The sequence below is a fragment of the Amycolatopsis sp. NPDC114484 genome, assembly GCF_055633755.1.
Genome location: NZ_JBVKDQ010000011.1, coordinates 105908 through 127219 on the forward strand (window position 1 = coordinate 105908; position 21312 = coordinate 127219).

The 21312-nt window shown below is 70.5% G+C and carries 11 protein-coding genes and 2 pseudogenes; 10 read left to right on the plus strand and 3 right to left on the minus strand.

Translation table 11 applies throughout. From position 1 onward, the window contains the following. Positions 1-267: 267 nt before the first annotated feature. The 5 genes from glgX (at position 268) to glgB (ending at position 10244) form a co-directional block, all read left to right on the plus strand. Positions 268-2412: a glycogen debranching protein GlgX gene (gene glgX / locus ACZ7SW_RS25890; protein ID WP_470232946.1), complete on the plus strand. Its 2145-nt coding sequence runs from the start codon at positions 268-270 to the stop codon at positions 2410-2412. A 341-nt stretch (positions 2413-2753) separates the two neighbouring features. Further along, a complete protein-coding gene (locus ACZ7SW_RS25895) occupies positions 2754-4733 on the plus strand; it encodes an alpha-1,4-glucan--maltose-1-phosphate maltosyltransferase (protein ID WP_470232947.1) in 1980 nt (659 codons plus the stop codon). Positions 4734-4823: 90 nt separating this feature from the next. Further along, entirely contained in the window at positions 4824-6617 is a 1794-nt protein-coding gene (treS, locus tag ACZ7SW_RS25900) for a maltose alpha-D-glucosyltransferase (protein ID WP_470232948.1), read from the plus strand. A gap of 1 nt (position 6618) precedes the next feature. Continuing rightward, complete coding sequence (locus ACZ7SW_RS25905) at positions 6619-8031, plus strand: maltokinase N-terminal cap-like domain-containing protein (protein ID WP_470232949.1); 1413 nt, start codon at positions 6619-6621, stop codon at positions 8029-8031. A gap of 5 nt (positions 8032-8036) precedes the next feature. Continuing rightward, the gene (gene glgB, locus ACZ7SW_RS25910; RefSeq protein WP_470232950.1) at positions 8037-10244 is read left to right on the plus strand and encodes a 1,4-alpha-glucan branching protein GlgB; all 2208 of its coding nucleotides are present in this window, start codon (positions 8037-8039) and stop codon (positions 10242-10244) included. A gap of 127 nt (positions 10245-10371) precedes the next feature. Here the strand turns inward: glgB and ACZ7SW_RS25915 are convergent. Together ACZ7SW_RS25915 and ACZ7SW_RS25920 are read right to left on the minus strand one after the other, a co-directional pair. Continuing rightward, a pseudogene (locus ACZ7SW_RS25915) lies at positions 10372-11022 on the minus strand (transposase family protein). Between the two features lie 88 nt (positions 11023-11110). Then, the gene (locus ACZ7SW_RS25920) at positions 11111-12109 is read right to left on the minus strand and encodes a helix-turn-helix domain-containing protein (protein WP_470232951.1); all 999 of its coding nucleotides are present in this window, start codon (positions 12107-12109) and stop codon (positions 11111-11113) included. 85 nt (positions 12110-12194) lie between these two features. Here ACZ7SW_RS25920 and ACZ7SW_RS25925 point away from each other — a divergent pair, with 85 nt between their 5' ends. The 3 genes and pseudogenes from ACZ7SW_RS25925 to ACZ7SW_RS25935 all read left to right on the plus strand — a co-directional run bounded on the left by ACZ7SW_RS25925 (position 12195) and on the right by ACZ7SW_RS25935 (position 18997). Continuing rightward, a complete protein-coding gene (locus ACZ7SW_RS25925; RefSeq protein ID WP_470232952.1) occupies positions 12195-16304 on the plus strand; it encodes a S8 family serine peptidase in 4110 nt (1369 codons plus the stop codon). Positions 16305-16509: 205 nt separating this feature from the next. Next, a pseudogene (locus tag ACZ7SW_RS25930) lies at positions 16510-17334 on the plus strand (glycoside hydrolase family 16 protein); the annotation flags it as partial. 217 nt (positions 17335-17551) lie between these two features. Next, complete coding sequence (locus tag ACZ7SW_RS25935) at positions 17552-18997, plus strand: S1C family serine protease (protein ID WP_470232953.1); 1446 nt, start codon at positions 17552-17554, stop codon at positions 18995-18997. 31 nt (positions 18998-19028) lie between these two features. On the opposite strand, the gene ACZ7SW_RS25940 is transcribed toward ACZ7SW_RS25935, so the two are convergent. Further along, a complete protein-coding gene (locus tag ACZ7SW_RS25940; RefSeq protein ID WP_470232954.1) occupies positions 19029-19850 on the minus strand; it encodes an oxidoreductase in 822 nt (273 codons plus the stop codon). A 79-nt stretch (positions 19851-19929) separates the two neighbouring features. Between ACZ7SW_RS25940 and ACZ7SW_RS25945 the strand changes: the two genes are divergently transcribed. Continuing rightward, entirely contained in the window at positions 19930-20454 is a 525-nt protein-coding gene (locus ACZ7SW_RS25945) for a MarR family winged helix-turn-helix transcriptional regulator (RefSeq protein WP_470233131.1), read from the plus strand. A gap of 62 nt (positions 20455-20516) precedes the next feature. Next, positions 20517-21077 carry a cysteine hydrolase family protein gene (locus ACZ7SW_RS25950; protein WP_470232955.1) on the plus strand — a complete coding sequence of 187 codons (561 nt, stop codon included), beginning with the start codon at positions 20517-20519 and terminating at the stop codon, positions 21075-21077. Positions 21078-21312: the final 235 nt, after the last annotated feature.

Genomic DNA, 21312 nt, shown 5'->3' on the forward strand with positions numbered 1-21312 from the left:
CACCCCTCTTCGGATCCAGCTTCCAGCAGGTCAAGCCCACCGGCGAACGGTTCGCGATGACCTTCGCGCTCCGGCTGACCGTCCATTGCGGCCTGATCTCGCAGCACCACATGCACGAGGACAGCCTCTCCGTCGAGGCCGCTTTCGGGGCGCGCCCGGCCCGACCCCTGTCTGCGACGCCGTCCGCCCAGGTCACCACCCCTGCCCCGGGGAAGTTCAGCCAAGCGCCGGAGCCCGCCGCCGCCCGGGATTTGAAAGGATCGGCGCATGGCACAGCGACCCGCAACCGACAACCAGGTCCTCGCCGGACGTCCGTTCCCGCTCGGCGCCCACCCGGAGGCGGGCGGCGTCCGGTTCGCGGTGACGTCCGCCGTCGCCGACGCGGTGGAGGTGTGCCTCATCGGGGACGACGGCTCCGAGCGGCGGATCGAGCTGACCGAACGCACGTTCGGCGTCTGGCACGGCCTCGTCCCGGGCGTCACGGTCGGCCAGCGCTACGGCTACCGCGTGCACGGTCCGTACGACCCGGCCCGCGGCTACCGCTGCAACCCGGCGAAGCTCCTCGTCGACCCGTACGCGCGCCGGATCGACGGGAAGCTCGCCGGCCTGCACGCCGCGCAGGGCTTCACCGGCGATCCCGAGCGCGGTCCGATGTCCACTGTGGACTCGCTGGGCGCGGTGCCGCTGTCGGTCGTCGCCGCGCCCGGCGGACAGGACACCGGAATCAAACCCGAGGTGCCGTTCGAAGAGTCGGTGATCTGCGAACTGCACGTGAAGGGGTTCACCCAGCAGCACCCGTTCATCCCGGAGGCGCTGCGCGGCACGTACCTCGGCCTGGCGCACCCGGTGGCGATCGAGCACCTGACCCGGCTCGGCGTGACGACCGTCGAACTGCTGCCGGTGCACGCCTTCGCCGACGAGCCCGCGCTGATCCGCTCGGGACGGCACAACTACTGGGGCTACTCGCCGCTGGGCTACTTCGCGCCGCACGCCGGGTACGCGAGCGAGCCGGGCCGCGAGATCGAGGAATTCCGCACGATGGTGGCGGCCCTGCACGCGGCCGGCATCGAGGTGCTGCTCGACGTCGTCTTCAACCACACCTGCGAGGGCGGCCCGGACGGTCCGACGCTGTCGCTGCGCGGCCTCGACGCCCCGGCGTACTACCTGCACACCCGCCGCGGGCACATGGCCGACCTCACCGGCTGCGGCAACACCCTCGACGCCGGTTCGCCGACGGTCGTCCGCCTGGTCACCGATTCGCTGCGGTACTGGACGCAGGAGATGGGCGTGGACGGATTCCGCTTCGACCTGGCGAGCACGCTCGGCCGCCCGCGCGGCGAGATGTTCGACCGCGAGTCGACGATGCTCACCGCGATCACCACCGACCCGGTCCTGTCGCGCTGCAAGCTGATCGCCGAACCGTGGGACGCGACCGGCGAGGGCTACCGCGTCGGCGACTTCGGAGCGCAGTGGGCCGAGTGGAACGGCCGCTACCGGGACACGGTCCGCGATTTCTGGCGCGGCGCGACCGGCGTGCGGGACCTCGCGTACCGGCTGTCCGGCTCGTCCGACCTGTACGACCACAACCTGCGCCGCCCGTGGCAGTCGATCAACTTCGTCACCGCGCACGACGGCTTCACGCTGCGGGACCTGGTGTCCTACAACGAAAAGCACAACGAGGCCAACGGCGAGGACAACCGCGACGGCACGAACGACAACCGGTCGTGGAACCACGGCGCGGAGGGCGAGACCGACGACGCGGCGATCGTCGCGCTGCGCACCCGGCAGGCGCGCAACCTGTTCGCGACGCTGCTGCTGTCCACCGGCACGCCGATGTTCACCGCGGGCGACGAGATGTGGCGGACCCAGCAGGGCAACAACAACGCCTACTGCCTCGACGACGAAACGTCCTGGGTCGACTGGACGCCGACCGAGGCCTCGGAACCGATGCTCGAGTTCGCCCGCCGCTTGGTCCGGCTGCGCGCGCACAGCCCGGCGCTGCGGCAGCCGGAGTTCTTCGAGGGCCGCACGACGGTCACCGGCAAACCCGACCTCGTGTGGTTCCGCCCGGACGGCGAGGAGTTCGACGAGATCGACTGGTTCGACGAGGACCGCCGCACGCTCTGCATGTGGATCGACGGGTCGAACAGCCAGGCGCGCAACCGCGAGGGCGCGCTCGTCACCGACCATTCGTGGCTTCTGGTGCTGCACGCCGGCGCGGAACCGGCTGAGATCGTGCTGCCCGGCCCGGAGTACGGCGAGACCTTCAAGCCCACATTGGACACCAGCACCGCCGACGGCACTCCCGCCCATCCCGGCGTGCTGGAGCCGAAGGCGCGGATCACGGTCGAGGCGCGGTCGCTGCTGTTGCTGCGCGCGCCGCGGGACACGGTGGAGATCCCGCAGCTCTGACGAGGCCAGCGGCCCAGCCCAGCCGTCCGTGAGGGGAACCCTGAGGGAATCAGAGTCCCTCAGGGTTCCCCTCACAGACCATCGGCCGCGAAGCGGTACTCGCGGGTAATCACCGGAACGCGCCGCCGATTGTTAACGCAATTCGGCGCGCGTGTTGCGGGCGGGAGACGGGAATGCGTCGGGGAGTTCCGCCGAATGGGCGCGTTTCGCCCGACCGGGTGGCGGGAATTTCAGAAAAAGGCCCCGCTGTCAACGGCTTTGGAGGAATCAGGCACACTGACCGTGCTCGCGGAGGCACACTCCGACCACACTCCCACCCACCGTGAAAAAGGGGCATTGCCATGACCGGCAGGCTCGGGATCGACGACGTCGCACCCATTGTCAGCTGCGGCCGATATCCGGCCAAAGCCGTTGCAGGCGAACATTTCCCCGTCACCGCCACGGTCTGGCGGGAGGGCCACGACGCGGTCGCCGCGACGGTCGCCTGGCGCGGTCCCGGCGACCGGGCCGCGCGCCAGACGCGGATGGCCGCGCAGGGCCGGGGGCTCGACCGGTTCGGCGCGGTGATCGTGCCCGACGCCGAGGGCATGTGGACCTATCGCGTGGACGCGTGGAGCGATCCGTGGGCCACCTGGGAGCACGCGGTCGAGGTGAAGATCGCCGCCGGGCAGGGACCGGGGGAGCTGGCCAACGACCTGGAGAGCGGGGCGCTGCTGCTCGACCGGGTGTCGCGGCGCCCGGAGCGCCGGGCCGAGCGCCCGCTGCTCGCCGGGGCCGCGGCCGCGCTGCGCGACGGGGAACGCGATCTCGCCGAGCGCGTCGGTCCCGCGCTGTCGCCCGAGGTCCGCCAGCTCATGCACGATTTCCCGGTGCGCGAGCTGATCACCAAGGGCCGCGTGCTGAAGCTGTGGGTGGACCGCAAACGCGCCGCTTTCGGTTCCTGGTACGAATTCTTCCCCCGTTCCACCGGCGGAGTCGACGCGCAGGGCCGCGCGGTGCACGGCACCTTCGCCACCGCGCGGCGCGAGCTGGACCGCGTCGCGGGCATGGGTTTCGACGTCGTCTACCTGCCGCCGGTGCACCCCATCGGCCGGGTGAACCGCAAGGGCCCCAACAACACTCTCGACGCGACGCCGGACGACGTCGGCTCGCCGTGGGCGATCGGCGCGGACGAGGGCGGGCACGACGCGATCCACCCAGAGCTCGGCACGATCGAGGACTTCGACGCCTTCGCCGCGCGCGCGGAGGAACTCGGGCTGGAGGTCGCGCTCGACCTCGCGCTGCAGGCCGCGCCCGATCACCCGTGGGTGGTCAAGTACCCGGAGTTCTTCACCACCCGCCCGGACGGCACCATCGCCTACGCGGAGAACCCGCCGAAGAAGTACCAGGACATCTACCCGGTCAACTTCGACAACGACCCGCGCGGCATCTACGACGAGGTGCTGCGCGTCGTGCTGTACTGGGTGTCGCACGGGGTGCGGATCTTCCGGGTCGACAACCCGCACACCAAGCCGCCGGACTTCTGGGCGTGGCTGATCCAGTCGGTGAAGGACGCGCACCCGGACGTGCTGTTCCTCGCCGAGGCGTTCACCCGCCCGGCCCGGCTGTGGGGGCTGGCGAAGCTCGGCTTCACCCAGAGCTACACCTATTTCACCTGGCGCACCACGAAAGAAGAGCTGATCGAGTTCGGCACGGACCTCGTCGAGCACTGGGACCACGGCCGCCCGAACCTGTTCGTCAACACCCCGGACATCCTGCACGAATCGCTGCAGCACGGCGGTCCCGGCATGTTCGCGCTGCGCGCCGCGCTCGCCGCGACGATGTCGCCGACCTGGGGCGTGTACTCCGGCTACGAGCTGTTCGAATCCGAGGCGGTGCGGCCGGGCAGCGAGGAGTACCTCGACTCGGAGAAGTACCAGCTGCGCCCGCGCGATTTCGCCCGCGCGCTCGCCGAGGGCCGTTCGCTGGAACCGTGGCTGACCCGGCTCAACGCGATCCGCCGCGCGCACCCCGCGCTGCAGGGCATGCGGTCGCTGCGCTTCCACCACGTCGACAGCGAAGCGCTGCTGGCCTACTCCAAACAGGACCCGGCGACCGGCGACACGGTCGTCACGGTGGTGAACCTCGACCCGCACGGCGCGCACGAGGGCACGCTCTGGCTCGACCTGCCCGCGCTGGGCTTCGACTGGCCCGAGCGGCTCATCGCGCACGACGAGGTCACCGGCGAGACGTGGGACTGGGGCCAGGCGAACTTCGTCCGGCTCGAACCGTGGCGGGCGGTCGCGCACATCGTGGCGCTGCGCCGCAGGCTCGCGGCCTGAAACCGGCGACAGGACTTCGCGAGTGGTTAGCCCGGCTCCGATCGGGATAACCACTATTCAGCACAGGCGACTCACGACAAGGTGGAACGGATGGACGAGGAGAGCCGGCCCGGCGCCGCGGCGGGACTGGCGGGCGTGCCGCACACGGGGGAGGCGGTGACCGCCGACGGCTTGCTGGTCGAGCCGCAGGCGGACGACTTCGCGCACGCGCACGCGGCGCCGAAGGACCCGGAATGGTTCAAGAGCGCGGTGTTCTACGAGGTGCTGGTGCGCGCGTTCGCCGACTCGAACGGCGACGGCACCGGCGACCTGCGCGGGCTGGCGGGCAGGCTGGACTACCTCGAATGGCTCGGGGTGGACTGCCTGTGGCTGCCGCCGTTCTACGCCTCGCCGCTGCGCGACGGCGGCTACGACATCAGCGATTTCCGTGCCGTGCTGCCGGAATTCGGCAGTGTCGAGGACTTCGTGTACCTGCTCGACGAGGCGCACCGGCGCGGCATCCGGGTGATCACCGACCTGGTGCTGAACCACACGTCGGACGCGCATCCGTGGTTCCAGCAGTCGCGCTCGGACCCGGACGGCCCGTACGGCGACTACTACGTCTGGAGCGACGACGACTCCCGCTACGCCGACGCGCGGATCATCTTCGTCGACACCGAAACGTCGAACTGGACCTACGACCCGGTGCGCGGCCAGTTCTACTGGCACCGGTTCTTCGCCCACCAGCCGGACCTGAACTACGAGAACCCGGCCGTGCAGGACGCGATGATCGACGTGCTGCGGTTCTGGCTCGACATCGGCATCGACGGCTTCCGCCTCGACGCCGTGCCCTACCTGTTCGAACAGGAGGGCACGAACTGCGAGAACCTGCCGCGCACGCACGATTTCCTCAAGCGCTGCCGGAAAGTGGTCGACGACGAGTTCCCCGGCCGGATCCTGCTGGCCGAGGCGAACCAGTGGCCCAGCGACGTGGTCGAGTACTTCGGCGACGAGGAGGTCGGCGGCGACGAATGCCACATGGCCTTCCACTTCCCGCTGATGCCGCGGATCTTCATGGCGGTGCGCCGGGAGTCGCGGTTCCCGATCTCGGAGATCCTGCTGCAGACGCCGCAGATCCCGTCCGGCACCCAGTGGGGCATCTTCCTGCGCAACCACGACGAGCTGACGCTCGAGATGGTCAGCGACGAAGAGCGCGACTACATGTACTCGGAGTACGCCAAGGACCCGCGGATGAAGGCCAACATCGGCATCCGCCGCAGGCTGGCCCCGCTGCTGGACAACGACCGCAACCAGCAGGAGCTGTTCACCGCGCTGCTGCTGTCGCTGCCCGGGTCGCCGGTGCTCTACTACGGCGACGAGATCGGCATGGGCGACAACATCTGGCTCGGCGACCGGGACGCGGTCCGCACGCCGATGCAGTGGACGCCGGACCGCAACGCCGGGTTCTCCACCTGCGACCCCGGCCGCATCTACCTGCCGGTGATCATGGACCCGGTGTACGGGCACCAGGCGCTGAACGTCGAGGCCCAGGCCGACAACGCGGCGTCGCTGCTGAACTGGACGCGCCGGATGATCGAGGTGCGCAAGCAGCACCACGCGTTCGGCCAGGGCGATTTCGCCGACCTCGGCGGCTCGAACCCGAGCGTGCTCGCCTACCAGCGCCGGTGGCTGCGCCCGGACGGCCGCGAGGACGTCGTGGTGTGCGTCAACAACCTGTCCCGTTTCCCGCAGCCGGTGGAACTGGACCTGTCCGCGCACCAGGGCGCGACGCCGGTCGAGCTGACCGGCGGGGTGCGCTTCCCGGACATCGGCGAGCTGCCGTACCTGCTCACGCTGCCCGGGCACGGGTTCTACTGGTTCCAGCTGCTCGAGCCGGAAGAATGAGGTGAGTCCGCTGTCGCACCACGGTTCCCCGCCCGAGCCGCCCGAGCCGCCCGCGCTGTCCGAGGTGTCCGGCGCGCTGACCGCGCTGCTGCCGGACTGGCTGCCCGCGCAGCGCTGGTTCGCGGGCAAGGACCGGCCGGTCGACGAGGTCCGCCCGGTCGGCCTCACCGCGCTGGCGGGTCCGGATCCGCTGCTGGTGCACGCGGTCGTCGACGTGGTGCAGGGCGACCGCACCGAGCCGTATCAGCTGCTGATCGGGCGCCGGTCCGGGGTCCCGGAGGTCGCGTCGGCCGCGGTGCTCGGGGAACGGTTCTACGAGGCGAGCGGCGACGCGGACCTCACCGCCGGGCTGCTGGACCGGATGGCGGCGGGCGAGTCCGTCGGGCCGCTGCGGTTCGCCGCGGAGCCGGACACGACGCTCGAACCCGGGCTGCGCTCGCGGCCGATCACCGCCGAGCAGAGCAACACCTCGCTGGTGTACGGCGGGCAGTACATCCTCAAGCTGTTCCGCAAGCTCAGCACGGGGATGAACAAGGACCTGCTGCTGCACCGCGCGCTGCAGGACGCCGGCTGCAAGCACATCGCCCGCGTGGTCGGCTCGATCTCCGGCGAGCTGCACGGCGAACCCGCGACGATGGGGATGCTGCAGGAGTTCCTGCCGGACGCGGTCGACGGCTGGGCGATGGCGACCACGAGCGTGCGGGACCTGCTGGCCGAACCGGACCAGCTCGCGGCCGAGGCGGGCGGCGACTTCGCCGGCGAGGCCGAGCGGCTCGGCGCGGCGGTGGCCGAGGTGCACGCGGACCTCGCGACCGCGCTCGGCACCGAGCCCGCGGACAGCGGCGAGCTGGACCGGACGGTGCGCGCGATGACCGAGCGTCTCGACCAGGTGTCCGAGATGGTCCCGGAGCTGGCCGTGTACGCGCCCGCGCTGCGCGAAGTGTTCGAAACGGTGCGCGCGCACGAGTCGCCGATAGTCATCCAGTACATCCACGGCGATCTGCACTTGGGCCAGGTGCTGCGTACCGTCAACGGATGGCTGTTGCTGGACTTCGAAGGCGAACCGGCCGCCCCGGTCGCGGAGCGGCACGCGCTGCGCTCGCCGCTGCGGGACGTCGCGGGCATGCTCCGGTCGTTCGACTACGCGGCGCACCAGCGGCTCGTCGGGCAGCCCGAGAACGCGGACGTGACCCGGCACGCGATGGAATGGGCCCGGCGCAACCGCGCCGCGTTCTGCACCGGGTACGCCCGCGCCGGCGGCCCGGTCGGCGACCCGCAGGCGCACGCGGGCCTGCTCCGCGCCTTTGAACTGGACAAAGCGGTGTACGAGGTCGCCTACGAGCACGCGAACCGGCCGGACTGGCTGAGCGTGCCCCTGGCGGCGATCGCCCGCAGCACTGACGGAAGCGAGTGACCCCCGTGAACGCTGTCCCCGCGGAGCTGCCCTCGGCGGCGCCGTCTCCGCTCGACATCGACCGGCTGCTGGCAGGCGAGCACCACGACCCGCACGCGGTGCTCGGCGTGCACACCGACGGCAGCGACATCGTCGTGCGCGCGCTGCGCCCGGGCGCGACGGCGGTGTCGGTCCTCGCGGGCGAGCGCCGCGTCCCGCTGGAGCGCGTGGCGGACGCGCTGTTCGCGGCGGTGCTGCCGGAACACCCGGGCGACTACCGGATCGAGGTCGGCTACGACGACCGCACTGTCGTCACCGACGATCCGTACCGCTGGCTGCCGACGGTGGGGGAGCTGGACCAGCACCTCATCGGCGAAGGACGGCACGAGCGGCTGTGGGACGTCCTCGGCGCGCACGTGCGCCGGTACGACACTCCGAACGGCGCCGTCGAAGGCGTGTCCTTCGCGGTGTGGGCGCCGACCGCGCGCGGCGTGCGGGTGATCGGCGACTTCAACGCGTGGGAGGGCCGCGGCCACCCGATGCGCTCGCTCGGGTCGTCGGGCGTGTGGGAGCTGTTCGTGCCCGGCGTTTCCGCGGGCAGCTGCTACAAATTCCGCATCCTCGGCGCGGACGGGCACTGGCACGAGAAGGCCGACCCGATGGCGTTCGCCACCGAGGTGCCGCCGGCGACCGCGTCGAAGGTGACCGAATCCGAGTACACCTGGGGCGACAGCGAATGGGTCGCCCGGCGCGAGGCGACCGACTGGGCGGACGCGCCGATGAGCGTGTACGAGGTGCACCTCGGCTCGTGGCGGCCCGGGCTCGGCTACCGCGAGCTGGCCGACCAGCTGGCCGACTACGTCGAGGAAACCGGCTTCACGCACGTCGAATTCCTGCCGGTGGCCGAGCATCCGTTCGGCGGCTCGTGGGGCTACCAGGTCACCTCGTACTACGCGCCGACGTCGCGCTTCGGTTCGCCGGACGACTTCCGCTACCTGGTCGACCACCTGCACCAGCGCGGCATCGGCGTGCTCGTCGACTGGGTGCCCGCGCACTTCCCGCGCGACATCTGGGCGCTGGCGCGGTTCGACGGCAGCCCGCTGTACGAGCACGAGGACCCGCGCCGCGGCGAACAGCCGGACTGGGGCACGCTCGTGTTCAACTTCGGCCGCAACGAGGTGCGCAACTTCCTCGTCGCGAACGCGCTGTTCTGGCTGGAGGAGTTCCACCTCGACGGCCTGCGCGTGGACGCGGTCGCCTCGATGCTGTACCTCGACTACTCGCGCAAGGACGGGGAGTGGCTGCCGAACGAGTACGGCGGCCGGGAAAACCTCGACGCCGTACGGTTTCTGCAGGAACTGAACGCGACTGTCTACAAGCGACACCCGGGCGTGGTGATGGTCGCCGAGGAGTCCACCGCGTGGCCCGGCGTCACCCGCCCGACGCATCTGGGCGGCCTCGGGTTCGGCTTCAAGTGGAACATGGGCTGGATGCACGACACGCTCCGCTACCTGTCGCACGAGCCGATCCACCGGGCGTACCACCACAACGAGATGACCTTCTCGCTCGTGTACGCGTGGAGCGAGAACTTCGTCCTGCCGCTCTCGCACGACGAAGTGGTGCACGGCAAGGGTTCGCTGTGGGAGCGGATGCCGGGCGACGACTGGAACAAGGCCGCCGGGCTGCGCGCGCTGCTGGCGTTCATGTGGGCGCATCCGGGCAAGCAGTTGCTGTTCATGGGCGGCGAATTCGGCCAGCCGCGCGAATGGTCGGAGTCGCGGTCGCTCGACTGGCACCTGCTGGAGACCCCGCTGCACCGCGGCGTGCGCGACCTGATCCGGCAGCTGAACGCGATCTACCGGGACACCGCCGCGCTGTTCAGCGGCGACGTCCGGCCCGAGGGGTTCCGCTGGATCGACGCGAACGACTCGGCCGGGAACGTGCTGAGCTTCCTCCGTCTCGGCTCGGACGGCTCGCGGCTGGCCTGCATCGCGAACTTCGCCGGGGTCCCGCACCACGACTACCGCGTGGGCCTTCCGGCCGCCGGCCGGTGGACCGAGGTGCTGAACACGGACGCGGAGTCGTTCGGCGGTTCGGGGGTCGGGAACCTGGGCACGGTGGAGGCGACCGAGGAACCGTGGCACGGGCAGCCCGCGTCGGCGGTGCTGCAGCTGCCGCCGAGCGGGGTGCTGTGGTTGCTGGAGGAACGCGCCTCCGCCGACATCGAGGCTTGACCCGCCACCGCCACTCCGCGCACCGCCGCTGTAGTCCGTGAAGGCCACCTTGAGGGAATCTAAGTCCGTGAAGGTGGCCCTCACGGACGGCGGGGGACCCTGAGAGGGTGTTGTGGAACCTGGGTGGTTAGTCGTCGTGGTCTTGGGCTGGGCGGCGGGCTGCTTCGGTTTCGATGGGGCCGTGGGGTCGATGTGCTCGTCGGCGAGGCGAGCCGCCATCAGCCGGATCATCGCGAACTGGATCATCGCCTCGGCGTGGGCGGTCTTGCGTTTGTAGTCGCGGGTCCAGCGTCTCCCGCCTCGTGAGCCAGCCGAAGGTTCGTACCCACCGGCGGGGCAGCACCTGAACGACTGCCACATCCGCGTTCCGGGGCACCGCCACGATCTCCACCCGCTCCCGGCGGCGGGCCCAGTCCACGAGGGCGGCGTCTGTCGAGTTGACGTAGCCGCCGTCCACCCACGCCAAACCGAGCAGCGGGAACCTTGCCCGGCTTCCGGTCAGCAGCAGCCGCCTTCGACGGTTTTCACCGACTGCGAGTCCAGCACCGCAGCGCGGACTTCGTCGCGCAGCACGCCGCGCACCCGGGCCCCAGGTGCCGTCCGCGGTCCAGGCCGCGAACACCCGCTGACCAGCACAAAACTGATCGTGTCAATGATCAGCCGACGCGAACAGACCGGCGGCCGCCCGCCCAGACCCGGATGGCAACGGCTCGACCACCGCCCACTGCGCATCCGTCAACGACGAGCCATAAACCGGCTTGCACCTACACCCGCACACCCGGCCGCTACCACCACCGACACACCGCACCAAACACAACACTCTCTGAGGGACTCAGAGTCCCTGAAGGTGGCCCTCACGGACTTCGTCACAGCAGCCCGCGGGCCATCGCGTTCATCCCGGCCTGAAACCGGGTCGTCGCGTTCAGCTCCGTCATCAGCCGCTGGACCCGGCGTTGCGTCGTCCGCGCACTCCAGCCGAGCGCGCGGGCGATCCCCGCGTCGGTCTGCCCGGACGCCAGCAGCGTGAGCAGCGTGGCGGTGTCCGGATCGCGGTCGGCGCCGGTCAGCGCGCGGGTGATCGGCACCGCCCGGTCCCACTCCGCTTCGAAGAGCGTGACCAGCGCGTCCAGCAACGCCGACGCGTGAATGATGTACGCCGCGTCCACGACGTGCGGCGACGAGCTGATCGGGATCACCGCGACCTTTTCGTCCGCCATCACCATCTTGATCGGCAGCGTCGGCCGCACCCGGGACCGTTCGCCGTGGCTGGCCAGGATGTCGCCGCGCAGCCGGCCGGGCACCGCGATGGCGGCTTGCGCGTAAATGACCCGGTAGGCGATGCCCGCTTTCAGCCGCCGCTGTTCCTCGCCGAGGTTCGCCCCGGGCGGTTTGACGTAGGGCGGCCGGTCGAAACCTCGGATCTGTGTCCGGGCTTCCTCCTGCAGCCGCAGCACGCGGCTGTCGATGTTCTCCGTCCCGGTGACCACCTCGACCAGTTCCGCCGGATGCGTGAACCGGCTCGCCTCGCGGTGCACTTCCATCAGCTCTTCGATTTTCGCCCGTGCTTCGCGCAGTTCGGCGGCCCGTTCCGCGGCCAGCGCGCCGAGCGCGAGATCGGGCGGCGCGGCGAGATAACGCGCCGGTCGTCCAGGTACGCGACTCGCCAATCCGGCTGCGGTCAACCGGGAAAGCGCGCGCGACACCTGCTGCGTCGACAGCCCGCACTGCTCGGCTACATCCGCCGCCCGGGTGCGCGGATGCCCGACAAGCGCGGTATAGACCCGAATGTCCGCGAGCGGTAGGCCGAGCGCGGACAAATCCGGCGCGGCCTGGCGGGAAACCGCCGCCTGGCGACTATTGGTCATGGTGGCTATCTTGCGCCACGCCGTCGAGGGCTGGGAAATTGATCCGACCACTGACCCCCGTCCCCCCGACCCGAAAGGGGGCGCTGTGTCTCGCGCCCGAACGTCCTCGCTGCGCATCCTCGTCGCCTCGGCCACCGCCGCGGTGACGCTGTGCGGCCTCGCCGCGGCTCCGGCTTCTGCCGCGCCGCCACCGGATCAGCCACCGTCCAGACACGTCGCGATGCCGGACGGGGGAGCGGTCGCGCTCGCCGCCGACGGCACCGCGACCCGTACCGACGCCCACGGCAAAACCGTCGCGAAAACCGTGCTGCCCCTTGCGCAAGGCACGTCCGCGCTCGGAGATTTCGCCCCCACGGACGACGCTGTCCGGGCCGCTTTCACCCGGCCGCAACCCACCGACGTCGTCCTTCAGCTAGCGCCGGCGACATCCGTGACCGGCCCGCCGATCGCGGCGGGCCAACGGGCCGCTCGCACTTCCGACAACGTTGTCAACGCCGCCTTGGCCCAAGTGGGCGCGGCTTCGGTCGAGCCCGTTTTCCCCGACGCCACCGACGTTCCCGCGCTGTCGAAGACCGTCCTGGTCCACCTCCGCGGCTCCGACGCGGGCGAGGCCGCGCAGAAGCTGTCGAAGACCCCAGGCGTAGTGAGCGCCCGGGTGAACCGGCGCGTGTCCGCGATGTCGACCGGTCCAGTCCCGGTGCCCCAGCCCGCGCAGCAGAAGCAGGCGCAGGCCAAACAGCCCGCGCCGCTGCCGGACAACTACGGCGTCAGTTCGTCGGCCGAGAGCTACCTCAACGCCGGCGGCACCAACGCGCTCGGCGCGTACAGCCTGCTGAAATCGAAGTACGGTCAGCTGCCCGGCGCCGGCCAGATCATCACCAACGTCTCCATCGGCGACCTGACCGACCAGAGCATGGCCGACGCGGGGGACCAGTACGTCCGCGCCTACGGCCCGACGACGATCGTGCGCGACGGCCAGCGTTACCTCGATCTTCCGTCCATGCCGCTGATCCCGACCTACACGGCGAGCCCGTCCGGCCGCCTGGACCCGCTCGGCTCGGCGGAGGGCCAGGACCCGGGGCTCGGCGAAGTGCTGCTCGACTTCGGCGTGATGGCCCCGCTCCCGCACGACGCGCAACGGCCGGGCGCGACCGGTTCCGGCTACACGGATCTGCTCGGAATCTCGCCGGGCGCGCAGTACCGGCTCGTCGTGCCGCAGGAGCCGACTGTCGACCAGATCGCGGTTTCGCTGCTGGCCGCCGCCCGGCAGACGCCGCGGCCGAACGTGATCACGGCGAGCCTCGGCGAAGGCACCGACACCGTCGGCTTCCCCGGCCGGTACCTGGAAGACGATCCGGTGCTGCAGTCCGTCGTCAGCACGATCGTGCACCAGTACCACATCGTCGTCACCATCTCGGCCAACGACGGAACCCGGCTCTACACGCCGACCGCGGTCGGCCCGGACGGCGGCAGCACGCCCACCGACGTCGCCCGCGACGCCGGTGACACCACCGACATCGACGACGACGCGTACTCCACGACGCCCACCAAGGTCCTCGACAGCGGCGCGATCGCCGTCGGCGGCACGACACTGGACGACACCCTCTCGGTGCCGCAGCGATCGGGCACCCCGGCCGCGCACAATCCGACCTACGCCACGACCCGCTTCAACGGCGGCGCGGCTTACTCGTCCGGTTTCGGCTCGCGGGTGAACATTTCCGCGCCGAGCGACGGAATTCTCGTCTACCAGCACGCCGAACACGGCTCCGCGCAAGACGTGGCTCCCGTGCTGAACGGCGGCACCTCGGCCTCCGCGCCGATGACCGCCGCCGCGGCCGCCGTCGTGCTCCAAGCGGCGAAACTGAGCGGCCGTCCGATGAACCCGCTCGACGTCCGGAACGTGCTGACGCGTTCGGCGCGACCGGTGTCGACCCCGCCGCAAGCAGACCGGCCGGTGACGGTCGGACCGCAGCTCGACGTGACCGCCGCTCTCCAGTCGGTGCTCGGCGTTCACGCGTCCCCGGCCATCGCGCGGGTATCGGTCGCACACCGGGTGACCACCGGCGGTCTCGGCGCTTCGTTCCTGGAAGAGGCACCGGACGGCCGGATCGACCTCGCCACGAACGGCACCGGTGAAGGACTTGTCGGCCCGGTCACGATCGGAGCCGACGTCGTGGGTGCGCCGCCGGGCGCGTCGTACGCGGTGAAGGTCGGCGGCAAGGAGTTCCGCTCAGCGGTACCTTCGGTCCGGTTGAGCCCGGCCGAAATCCTCACCGCGGCCGGAATGCCAGTGGCAGCGACAACGGACCGGAGCGTGCCGGTCACCTTCGAGGTCCGCGTCGCGGGCTGGCCGATCGCGTCCGCCACCCGCACGCTGACCTTCGGCCCGACCGACGGCACCTACGCCGAAGCCCAGGCGCCGGTCGCGCCCGCGACTGTCCACAGCGGACAGTCAACGCTCGTGCACTACGACCTCACCGGCGTGCGGAACCTGTCGAACCCGCAGCTGGTCGTGTCGACGCTCGGCCACTGGAGCCCGGTCAGCGCCCCGCTGTTCGGCACCACGTTCACCGCGCCGCTGACCGCGACCTCCGGAGACGTTCTGGTGCCAGCCACGGCTTTCGCCGCCGGCAGCGGGATCTACGGCGTCGGTATCGTGCAGCGTTCGGTGACCGGCAGTGTCGGTGATCCGGTATACGGCGAGTTCACCGCGGTTCGCGTCGGTGGCGATGCCGGGAAACGGCCCGATGCGCCCATCCTCGGCACCGGGCACCACACGGAGATCACCCGTGCCGCACCAGGATTTTCGGTCGGCTACGACGTCCGCGGCATTCACGGTGCGACCGGCGCGGCGGTCGAGTTCTCCGCACCCGCGCCGACGCTGTTCAAGTCGCTCAACACCGTGACGAACGCGAACGGCGACAGCCGGGACGCAGGCGGTCCGAGCGCTGGATCGGTTGCCTACCAACAGCTTCCCGGCCGCAACGGCACCGCGTCGCTGGACGCGGGCAAGCTCGGGCTCGGCGGTTCGCTGTCCTACAACGTCCGCGTCTTCGCCACCGACGCACACGGACGGATCCTTGGCCAGGCATCGCCGACGTCCTTCCTGACTATCGACGACGGCCTCGCGCCGGGCGACACCGTGGTGACGAGCTTCGCCGCGTCGGCCACCGGAACGTCGTACGTCGCGCTGCGCGAACCCAGCGCGGGGGAGTCGGTGCGGGAATACGACGCGGCCAAGGGCACCTACGGCCGGGCGCTCGCCAGCGACGCGTCGCCGAACCGTGGATACCAGGTCCTCGGCGCTGATCCCGACGCGCATCGCTTGGCACTGCTGCACTTCGGCGAAGATCAGTCCACTGTGGAGACTTACGACACGGCGTCGGGCAAGCTCGTCGCCAGCGCCTCCGCAGCCGGGTATTCGCTCGACGGCGGCCGCGTGGATCCCGTGCGGCACCGCGCCGCGCTCCTGGCGCACCACGACGGTGACAACGCCGACGCGGTACTGCCGATCGACCTCGCCACGGGGACGTTCGGCAAGCCGATTCCCGCCGACCCGCCGGGCGTGGGGGCGGGTGCGTACCGGATGCTCGACCTCGACCCGGCGAACGGGTTCGTCTACCTGAGCCGGGCCAACGGCAGCATGATCTGCTTCAGCGGCGGCACCGGTCCGGTGGCTCGCGTCGACCTGAACTCCGGGGAAGTCCGGCGGGCGGACGGCGGCAGCGGGTGCGCGACCGGGCTGGCGGTCGACTCCGGAGCCGGGCGGATCTACCAGGCGGACTACCGCGCGGTCAGCCTCAACATCGTCGGCACGTCCTCGCTGGTGTCGGTCGACGAGGCGACGCTGGCGCCGGCGGGCACCATCGGCGTGCGCAAGCAGAAGGGCGGGTTCCTGGCGGTCGACAGCGTGCACCACCTCGGGCTGGAGGCGTTCCGGACGCCGCCGGTGCTGTCGCAGTTCGGCAAGGTCGGCGGCGTGGTCACCGACAACAACGCGACGAGCCAGTTCGCCGTCGTCGACCTCGCCGCCGGGAAACCGGTGGCGGTGGTGCCGGGCCTGAACTTCGTGACCGGCCCGTTCGGCGGCGAGTTCGACCCGCTGACCGAGCGTTCGGCGCAGCTCGACCCGGCAGGCCGCACCGGCTGGGCGCCGTCGGCGGACGGGCGCCAGCTGCAGCAGTTCCGGTACTGACCCGGCCGGATGACCGGACCGCTTGCCCGTCCGGTCATCCGGCCTTGCCCGGAATTCCTTCCCGGAGCGCCTTTCCCGGCACCGGTCGGAAAATGACCCACGGAACGTCTTGCCGGTGAAGGCGCTGGTGGCATACTTTGTTGCCATCCACAACAAACCCGGGGTGGCGCCGCCAGGCCGCCCCTCGAGTGATTGAGGGATGACGATGACGTCCACGCACACCTCCTCCCGCTGGCGGCGGCTCGCGATTCCCGCGGCGCTCGCCGTCGCCAGCGCGGTCGCGCTCACGCCCGCCGGGAACGCGGCCCCCGCCGCCGCTCCGGCCGCCGGGTTCTCCGACGATTTCGACGGCCCGGCGGGCGCACCCGCCGACGGGGGCAAGTGGAGCTACGAAACCGGCGACAACAACGGCAACAACCACGAACGGCAGTGGTACACCTCGGGCGCGGCGAACGGCGCGCTCGACGGGCAGGGCCACCTCGTGATCACCGCCAAGAAAGAGAACTCCGGCAACAACTGCTGGTACGGCGCGTGCCAGTACACCTCGGCGCGGCTCAATACGGCGGGCAAGTTCAGCCAGGCGTACGGGCACATGGAAGTGCGCATGAAACTGCCGCGCGGGCAAGGAATGTGGCCGGCGTTCTGGATGCTCGGCGGCGGGCAATGGCCGGACGACGGCGAGATCGACGTGATGGAGAACATCGGCAAGGAGCCGAACACCGTGCACGGCACCATCCACGGCCCCGGCTACTCGGGCGCGGGCGGCATCGGCGCGGCGTTCAACGGCCCCAATTTCTCCGACGACTTCCACACCTACGCGGTCGACTGGTCGCCGGACAAGATCGTCTGGCTCGTCGACGGGCAGGCCTACCAGACCCGCACCCCGGCGGACCTGAACGGCAAGAAGTGGGTGTACGACCACCCGTTCTACCTCATCCTGAACCTCGCGGTGGGCGGCGACTGGCCGGGCGACCCGGACGGCGGCACCCAGTTCCCGCAACAGCTGGTGGTCGACTACGTGCACGTGAGCTGACCACCCTCGCCGCCGGGACCCCCGGCGGCGCGGAGAAGGCGCGGTCTCCGCGGGCCCCGTCCGGCTCAGCCCAATCTGGGCCGGACGGGGCTTTTTCCGTGCCTTTGGCGCCGTGGGGCGGGTACACAGCTTCCGCACGGACGACGGCAAGGAAAATCTCAGGTACCGGGTGTTTGCTGAGCTGGCGGAGGGTCACGAGACGCGGGAGCGGACCATGAACGAGCAGGAGCGCGGCGGGCAGGACCAGGGACAGCCCGGCCACGGCGGACAGGCGTATCCCTACTCGCCGGGAGCTGGCCAGCCGTATCAGCAGGGCTGGGGACAGCAGCAGGCTTGGGGCACGCCGCCTGGCGCGTACGGTCCGCAGCCGGGTCAGTACGCCGGTCAGCCGCATCCGACGCAGCAGTTCGCGACGCCGTACCACCGGCCGCAGCGTGCCAGCCATCCGTTGCGGACCGCGGCTGTCACGGTCGGCGCGATCGCGTTGTCGGTCGCCGTCGGGCTCGGGGTCGGGCACTTCGTGTGGACGCCGTCCGCGCCGTCCGCTGTCTCCGGGAACCAGAACTTCGGCTCGATCGGCAACCAGACCAATCCGTCGAACACGGCCATCGACCCGCAGGCGATCGCGAAGAAGGTCAGCGCGGGCATCGTCAACATCAACACCGAGCTCGGTTACCAGGGCGCGGCCGCGGCGGGCACCGGCATCGTGCTCACCGCCGACGGCGAGATCCTCACGAACAACCACGTCGTCGAGGGCGCGACCAGGATCAAGGTCACCGATATCGGCAACGGCCAGACGTACGCCGCCTCCGTGCTCGGTTACGACCGCAGCCACGACGTCGCGGTGCTGAAGCTGGCCAACGCCTCCGGGCTCGCGACGGAGGAGCTCGGCGATTCGTCCTCGGTCAAGGTCGGCGACGCAGTCGTCGGCCTCGGCAACGCGGGCGGCGCTGGGGGAGCGCCTGTCCCGGCCGGCGGGCGGGTGACCGCGCTGAACCAGTCGATCACCGCGTCCGACGAATCGAACAGCTCGTCCGAGCAGCTGAAGGACCTGATCCAGGTCGACGCCAACATCCAGTCCGGCGATTCCGGCGGCCCGCTCGTGAACGCGCAGGGCCAGGTCGTCGGCGTGGACACCGCGGCCTCGGCCGGGTACCAGTTCAACGGCGGCGGAGGACGGCGCAGTCACGGCGGGCTCGGCAACGGCTTCCCCGGCAACAACAATGGCTCGCAGGGCGACTCGCAGGGCAATGGCTCGCAAGGTTCCAGCGGGAACGAGGGCTACGCGATCCCGATCAACCAGGTGATTTCCATCGCGCACCAGATCGTCGGCGGCACCGGCACGGACACTGTCCACATCGGAAAGAGCGCGTTCCTGGGCGTGACTGTCAGCGATGCCGGACAGCAGCAACAGCAGGGCGCGACCGGTTCGGGTGCAGCGATCCAGCAGGTAGTCGCCGACGGCGCGGCCGCGAAGGCGGGTCTGTCCGCCGGCGACGTGATCACCGCGGTGGACGGCAAAGCAGTCGACTCGCCCACCACGCTGACCACCCTGATGGACCAGCACCACCCGGGCGACAAGCTGACAGTGACCGTCGTCGGCCAGACCGGCCAGCAGCGGAACGTCACCGTCGTGCCCGCCGAAGGCCCCGTGGGCTGACCTGCCGGGTTGTCCGGACGGCTGGTTTTGGTCAGTCGTCCGGATAACGCGTGTCCAGCGAGACTTCCTCCCACGCCGCGAGATCCGCGAGCTGCTGCTCCAGCTTCGCCCGGATCCGGTTCACCGCCTCGGACCCGAGCGGCAGCCGCAGCGGCGCGTCCGGGGTGTCGACCAGTTTGAGAATGGCCTCGGCGGCCTTCGCCGGATCGTTCGGCTGCGCGCCGTCCTGCGCGGAAAACCGTTGGCGCATAACGCCTGCGGGAGTGTCGCGGTAGTCGTCGATGGGTTCGGAAAACGTCATCGACCGCCCGGCGAAGTCCGTCCGGAACGGCCCCGGTTCCACCAGGCTCACCCGGATCCCGAGCGGCGCGACCTCCCCGGCGAGCGCCTCGGACATCCCCTCCAGGGCGAATTTCGACGTCGCGTACAACGCGTGCCCGGGATTCCCGACCACGCCGCCGACCGACGACAGCTGCACGATGTGCCCGCTGCGCTGCGCGCGCAGATGCGGCAGCACCGCGCGAGTGACGTTCAGGACGCCGAAGACGTTGGTTTCGAGCACCTGCCGCGCCTGCTCGTCGGTCAGTTCCTCAAGCGCGCCGACCAGCCCGTGCCCAGCGTTGTTGACCAGCACGTCGATCCGCCCGTACTCGCCGATCGCCGCGCTCACCGCGGCTTCCACCGACGTGGGATCCGTGACGTCCAGCCGGGCTCTGAATGTCTTCAACTCTTCGAGCGCACTCGTGTCGCGGGCCGTGGCCACGACCTTTTCCCCGCGCGCCAGCACGGTTTCCGCGAGCACGCGGCCGAACCCGCTGCTCGCTCCCGTGATGAACCAGACGCGTCCGGACATGCCGACCTCCCCGGGACCAGGTATCTTGATACTCAAATCAAACTACCTTGAGCGTCGAGGGAGTGTCCAGTTGGACTCAGTGGGGGCGGGCCTGCCCGAATGGCTGGCCGTGATGCCGGACGGAGTGGACGAGCGGGTCGAGGCTGCCCGGCAGCGGATCGGCAGGCTGTCGCGGCAGTTCGAGCAGGTGCTGCGCGGCGTCGCGGAGGAATACGGCTTCAGCGCGGGGGATTGGCAAGCTTTGTCGGCTTTGCATCGATCCGGCCGCGCCGCGGTGCTGACGCCGAAAGAACTGGGCGACCGCCTGGGCGTCACCTCCGGGACCGTCACCGTCCGCATCGACCGCCTGGAACGAGCGGGCCTGGTGGAACGCGTCGCCGCGGCTTCGGACGGCCGGAGCCGCCCCATCCGCCTGACCCGCAAAGGCCGCGCTCGCTGGGCCGCCGCCACGAAGAAACGCACCGAGCGGGAGCAGGCCCTGTTCACGTCAGCCCTGGGTGTGGACGGGCTGTCCGAGCTGAACGCCCTGCTGGCCCGCCTCCTGACCCGTTTCGAGACCGAGTTCGGCCCGTCCTCCCCGCACGACGCCCTCCGCCCGGAGTGACTTCGCCGTTTTTGTCGGTGGTCGGGGCTAGCGTGAGCGGTACCTGACTGGAGGGAGATCCGATGACCACGCTCAAGAACCGCCCGAACACCGCACTTCTCGTCGTCGACGTGCAGAACGGCGTCGTCGCAGGCTCGCACGAGCGGGATGCGGTCGTGACGAATGTGGCTGCCTTGGTGGACAAGGCGCGGGAGGCTCAGGTCCCGGTGGTCTGGGTCCAGCACTCCGGCGAGGGCCTGGAGAAGGGGAGCCCCGAATGGGCGTTGGTTCCCGAGCTGACGCCTTCGCCCGCCGAACCGCTGGTAGAGAAGTGTTATGGGGACTCCTTCGAGGACACCACGCTGGAATCAATCCTCGCTGACCTGAAGGTCGGTCACCTGGTGGTGAGCGGAGCCCAGACGGACGCCTGTATCCGCTCCACCCTGCACGGTGCGTTCGCCCGAGGCTATGACGCGACCCTGGTGAGCGATGCGCATACGACGGAAGACCTCACCAAGTGGGGAGCCCCGTCGCCGGAGCAGGTCATCGCGCATACGAACCTGTATTGGACTCACCAGACCGCCCCCGGCCGCACTGCGGGCGCGGTGCCCACGGAGGAGGTCGCCTTCACGACTGGAGCTTGATGCCGGTGGCGGAGCTTGCTGCGATCGCCGCCTTGGGGTGTGCGATTCTGCGCCTCGCCTCGCCTCGCCTCGCCTCGCCTCGCCTCGCGCTGGAGCTGGGTGCGGTCGCAGCCCGCGCGTGAGACCGTCGCCGGAAGCCGGAAGCCGGAAGCCGGAAGCCGGAAGCCGGAAGCCGGAAGCCGGAAGCCGGAAGCCGGAAGCCGGAAGCCGGAAGCCGGAAGCCGGAAGCCGTACG

Bases quoted from the DNA above. Each gene is read 5' to 3' on its own strand.
- glgX (WP_470232946.1), top strand. From the start codon at position 268: ATGGCACAGCGACCCGCAACCGACAACCAGGTCCTCGCCGGACGTCCG.
- ACZ7SW_RS25895 (WP_470232947.1), top strand. From the start codon at position 2,754: ATGACCGGCAGGCTCGGGATCGACGACGTCGCACCCATTGTCAGCTGC.
- treS (WP_470232948.1), top strand. From the start codon at position 4,824: ATGGACGAGGAGAGCCGGCCCGGCGCCGCGGCGGGACTGGCGGGCGTG.
- ACZ7SW_RS25920 (WP_470232951.1), bottom strand. From the start codon at position 12,109: ATGACCAATAGTCGCCAGGCGGCGGTTTCCCGCCAGGCCGCGCCGGAT.
- ACZ7SW_RS25935 (WP_470232953.1), top strand. From the start codon at position 17,552: ATGAACGAGCAGGAGCGCGGCGGGCAGGACCAGGGACAGCCCGGCCAC.
- ACZ7SW_RS25940 (WP_470232954.1), bottom strand. From the start codon at position 19,850: ATGTCCGGACGCGTCTGGTTCATCACGGGAGCGAGCAGCGGGTTCGGC.
- ACZ7SW_RS25950 (WP_470232955.1), top strand. From the start codon at position 20,517: ATGACCACGCTCAAGAACCGCCCGAACACCGCACTTCTCGTCGTCGAC.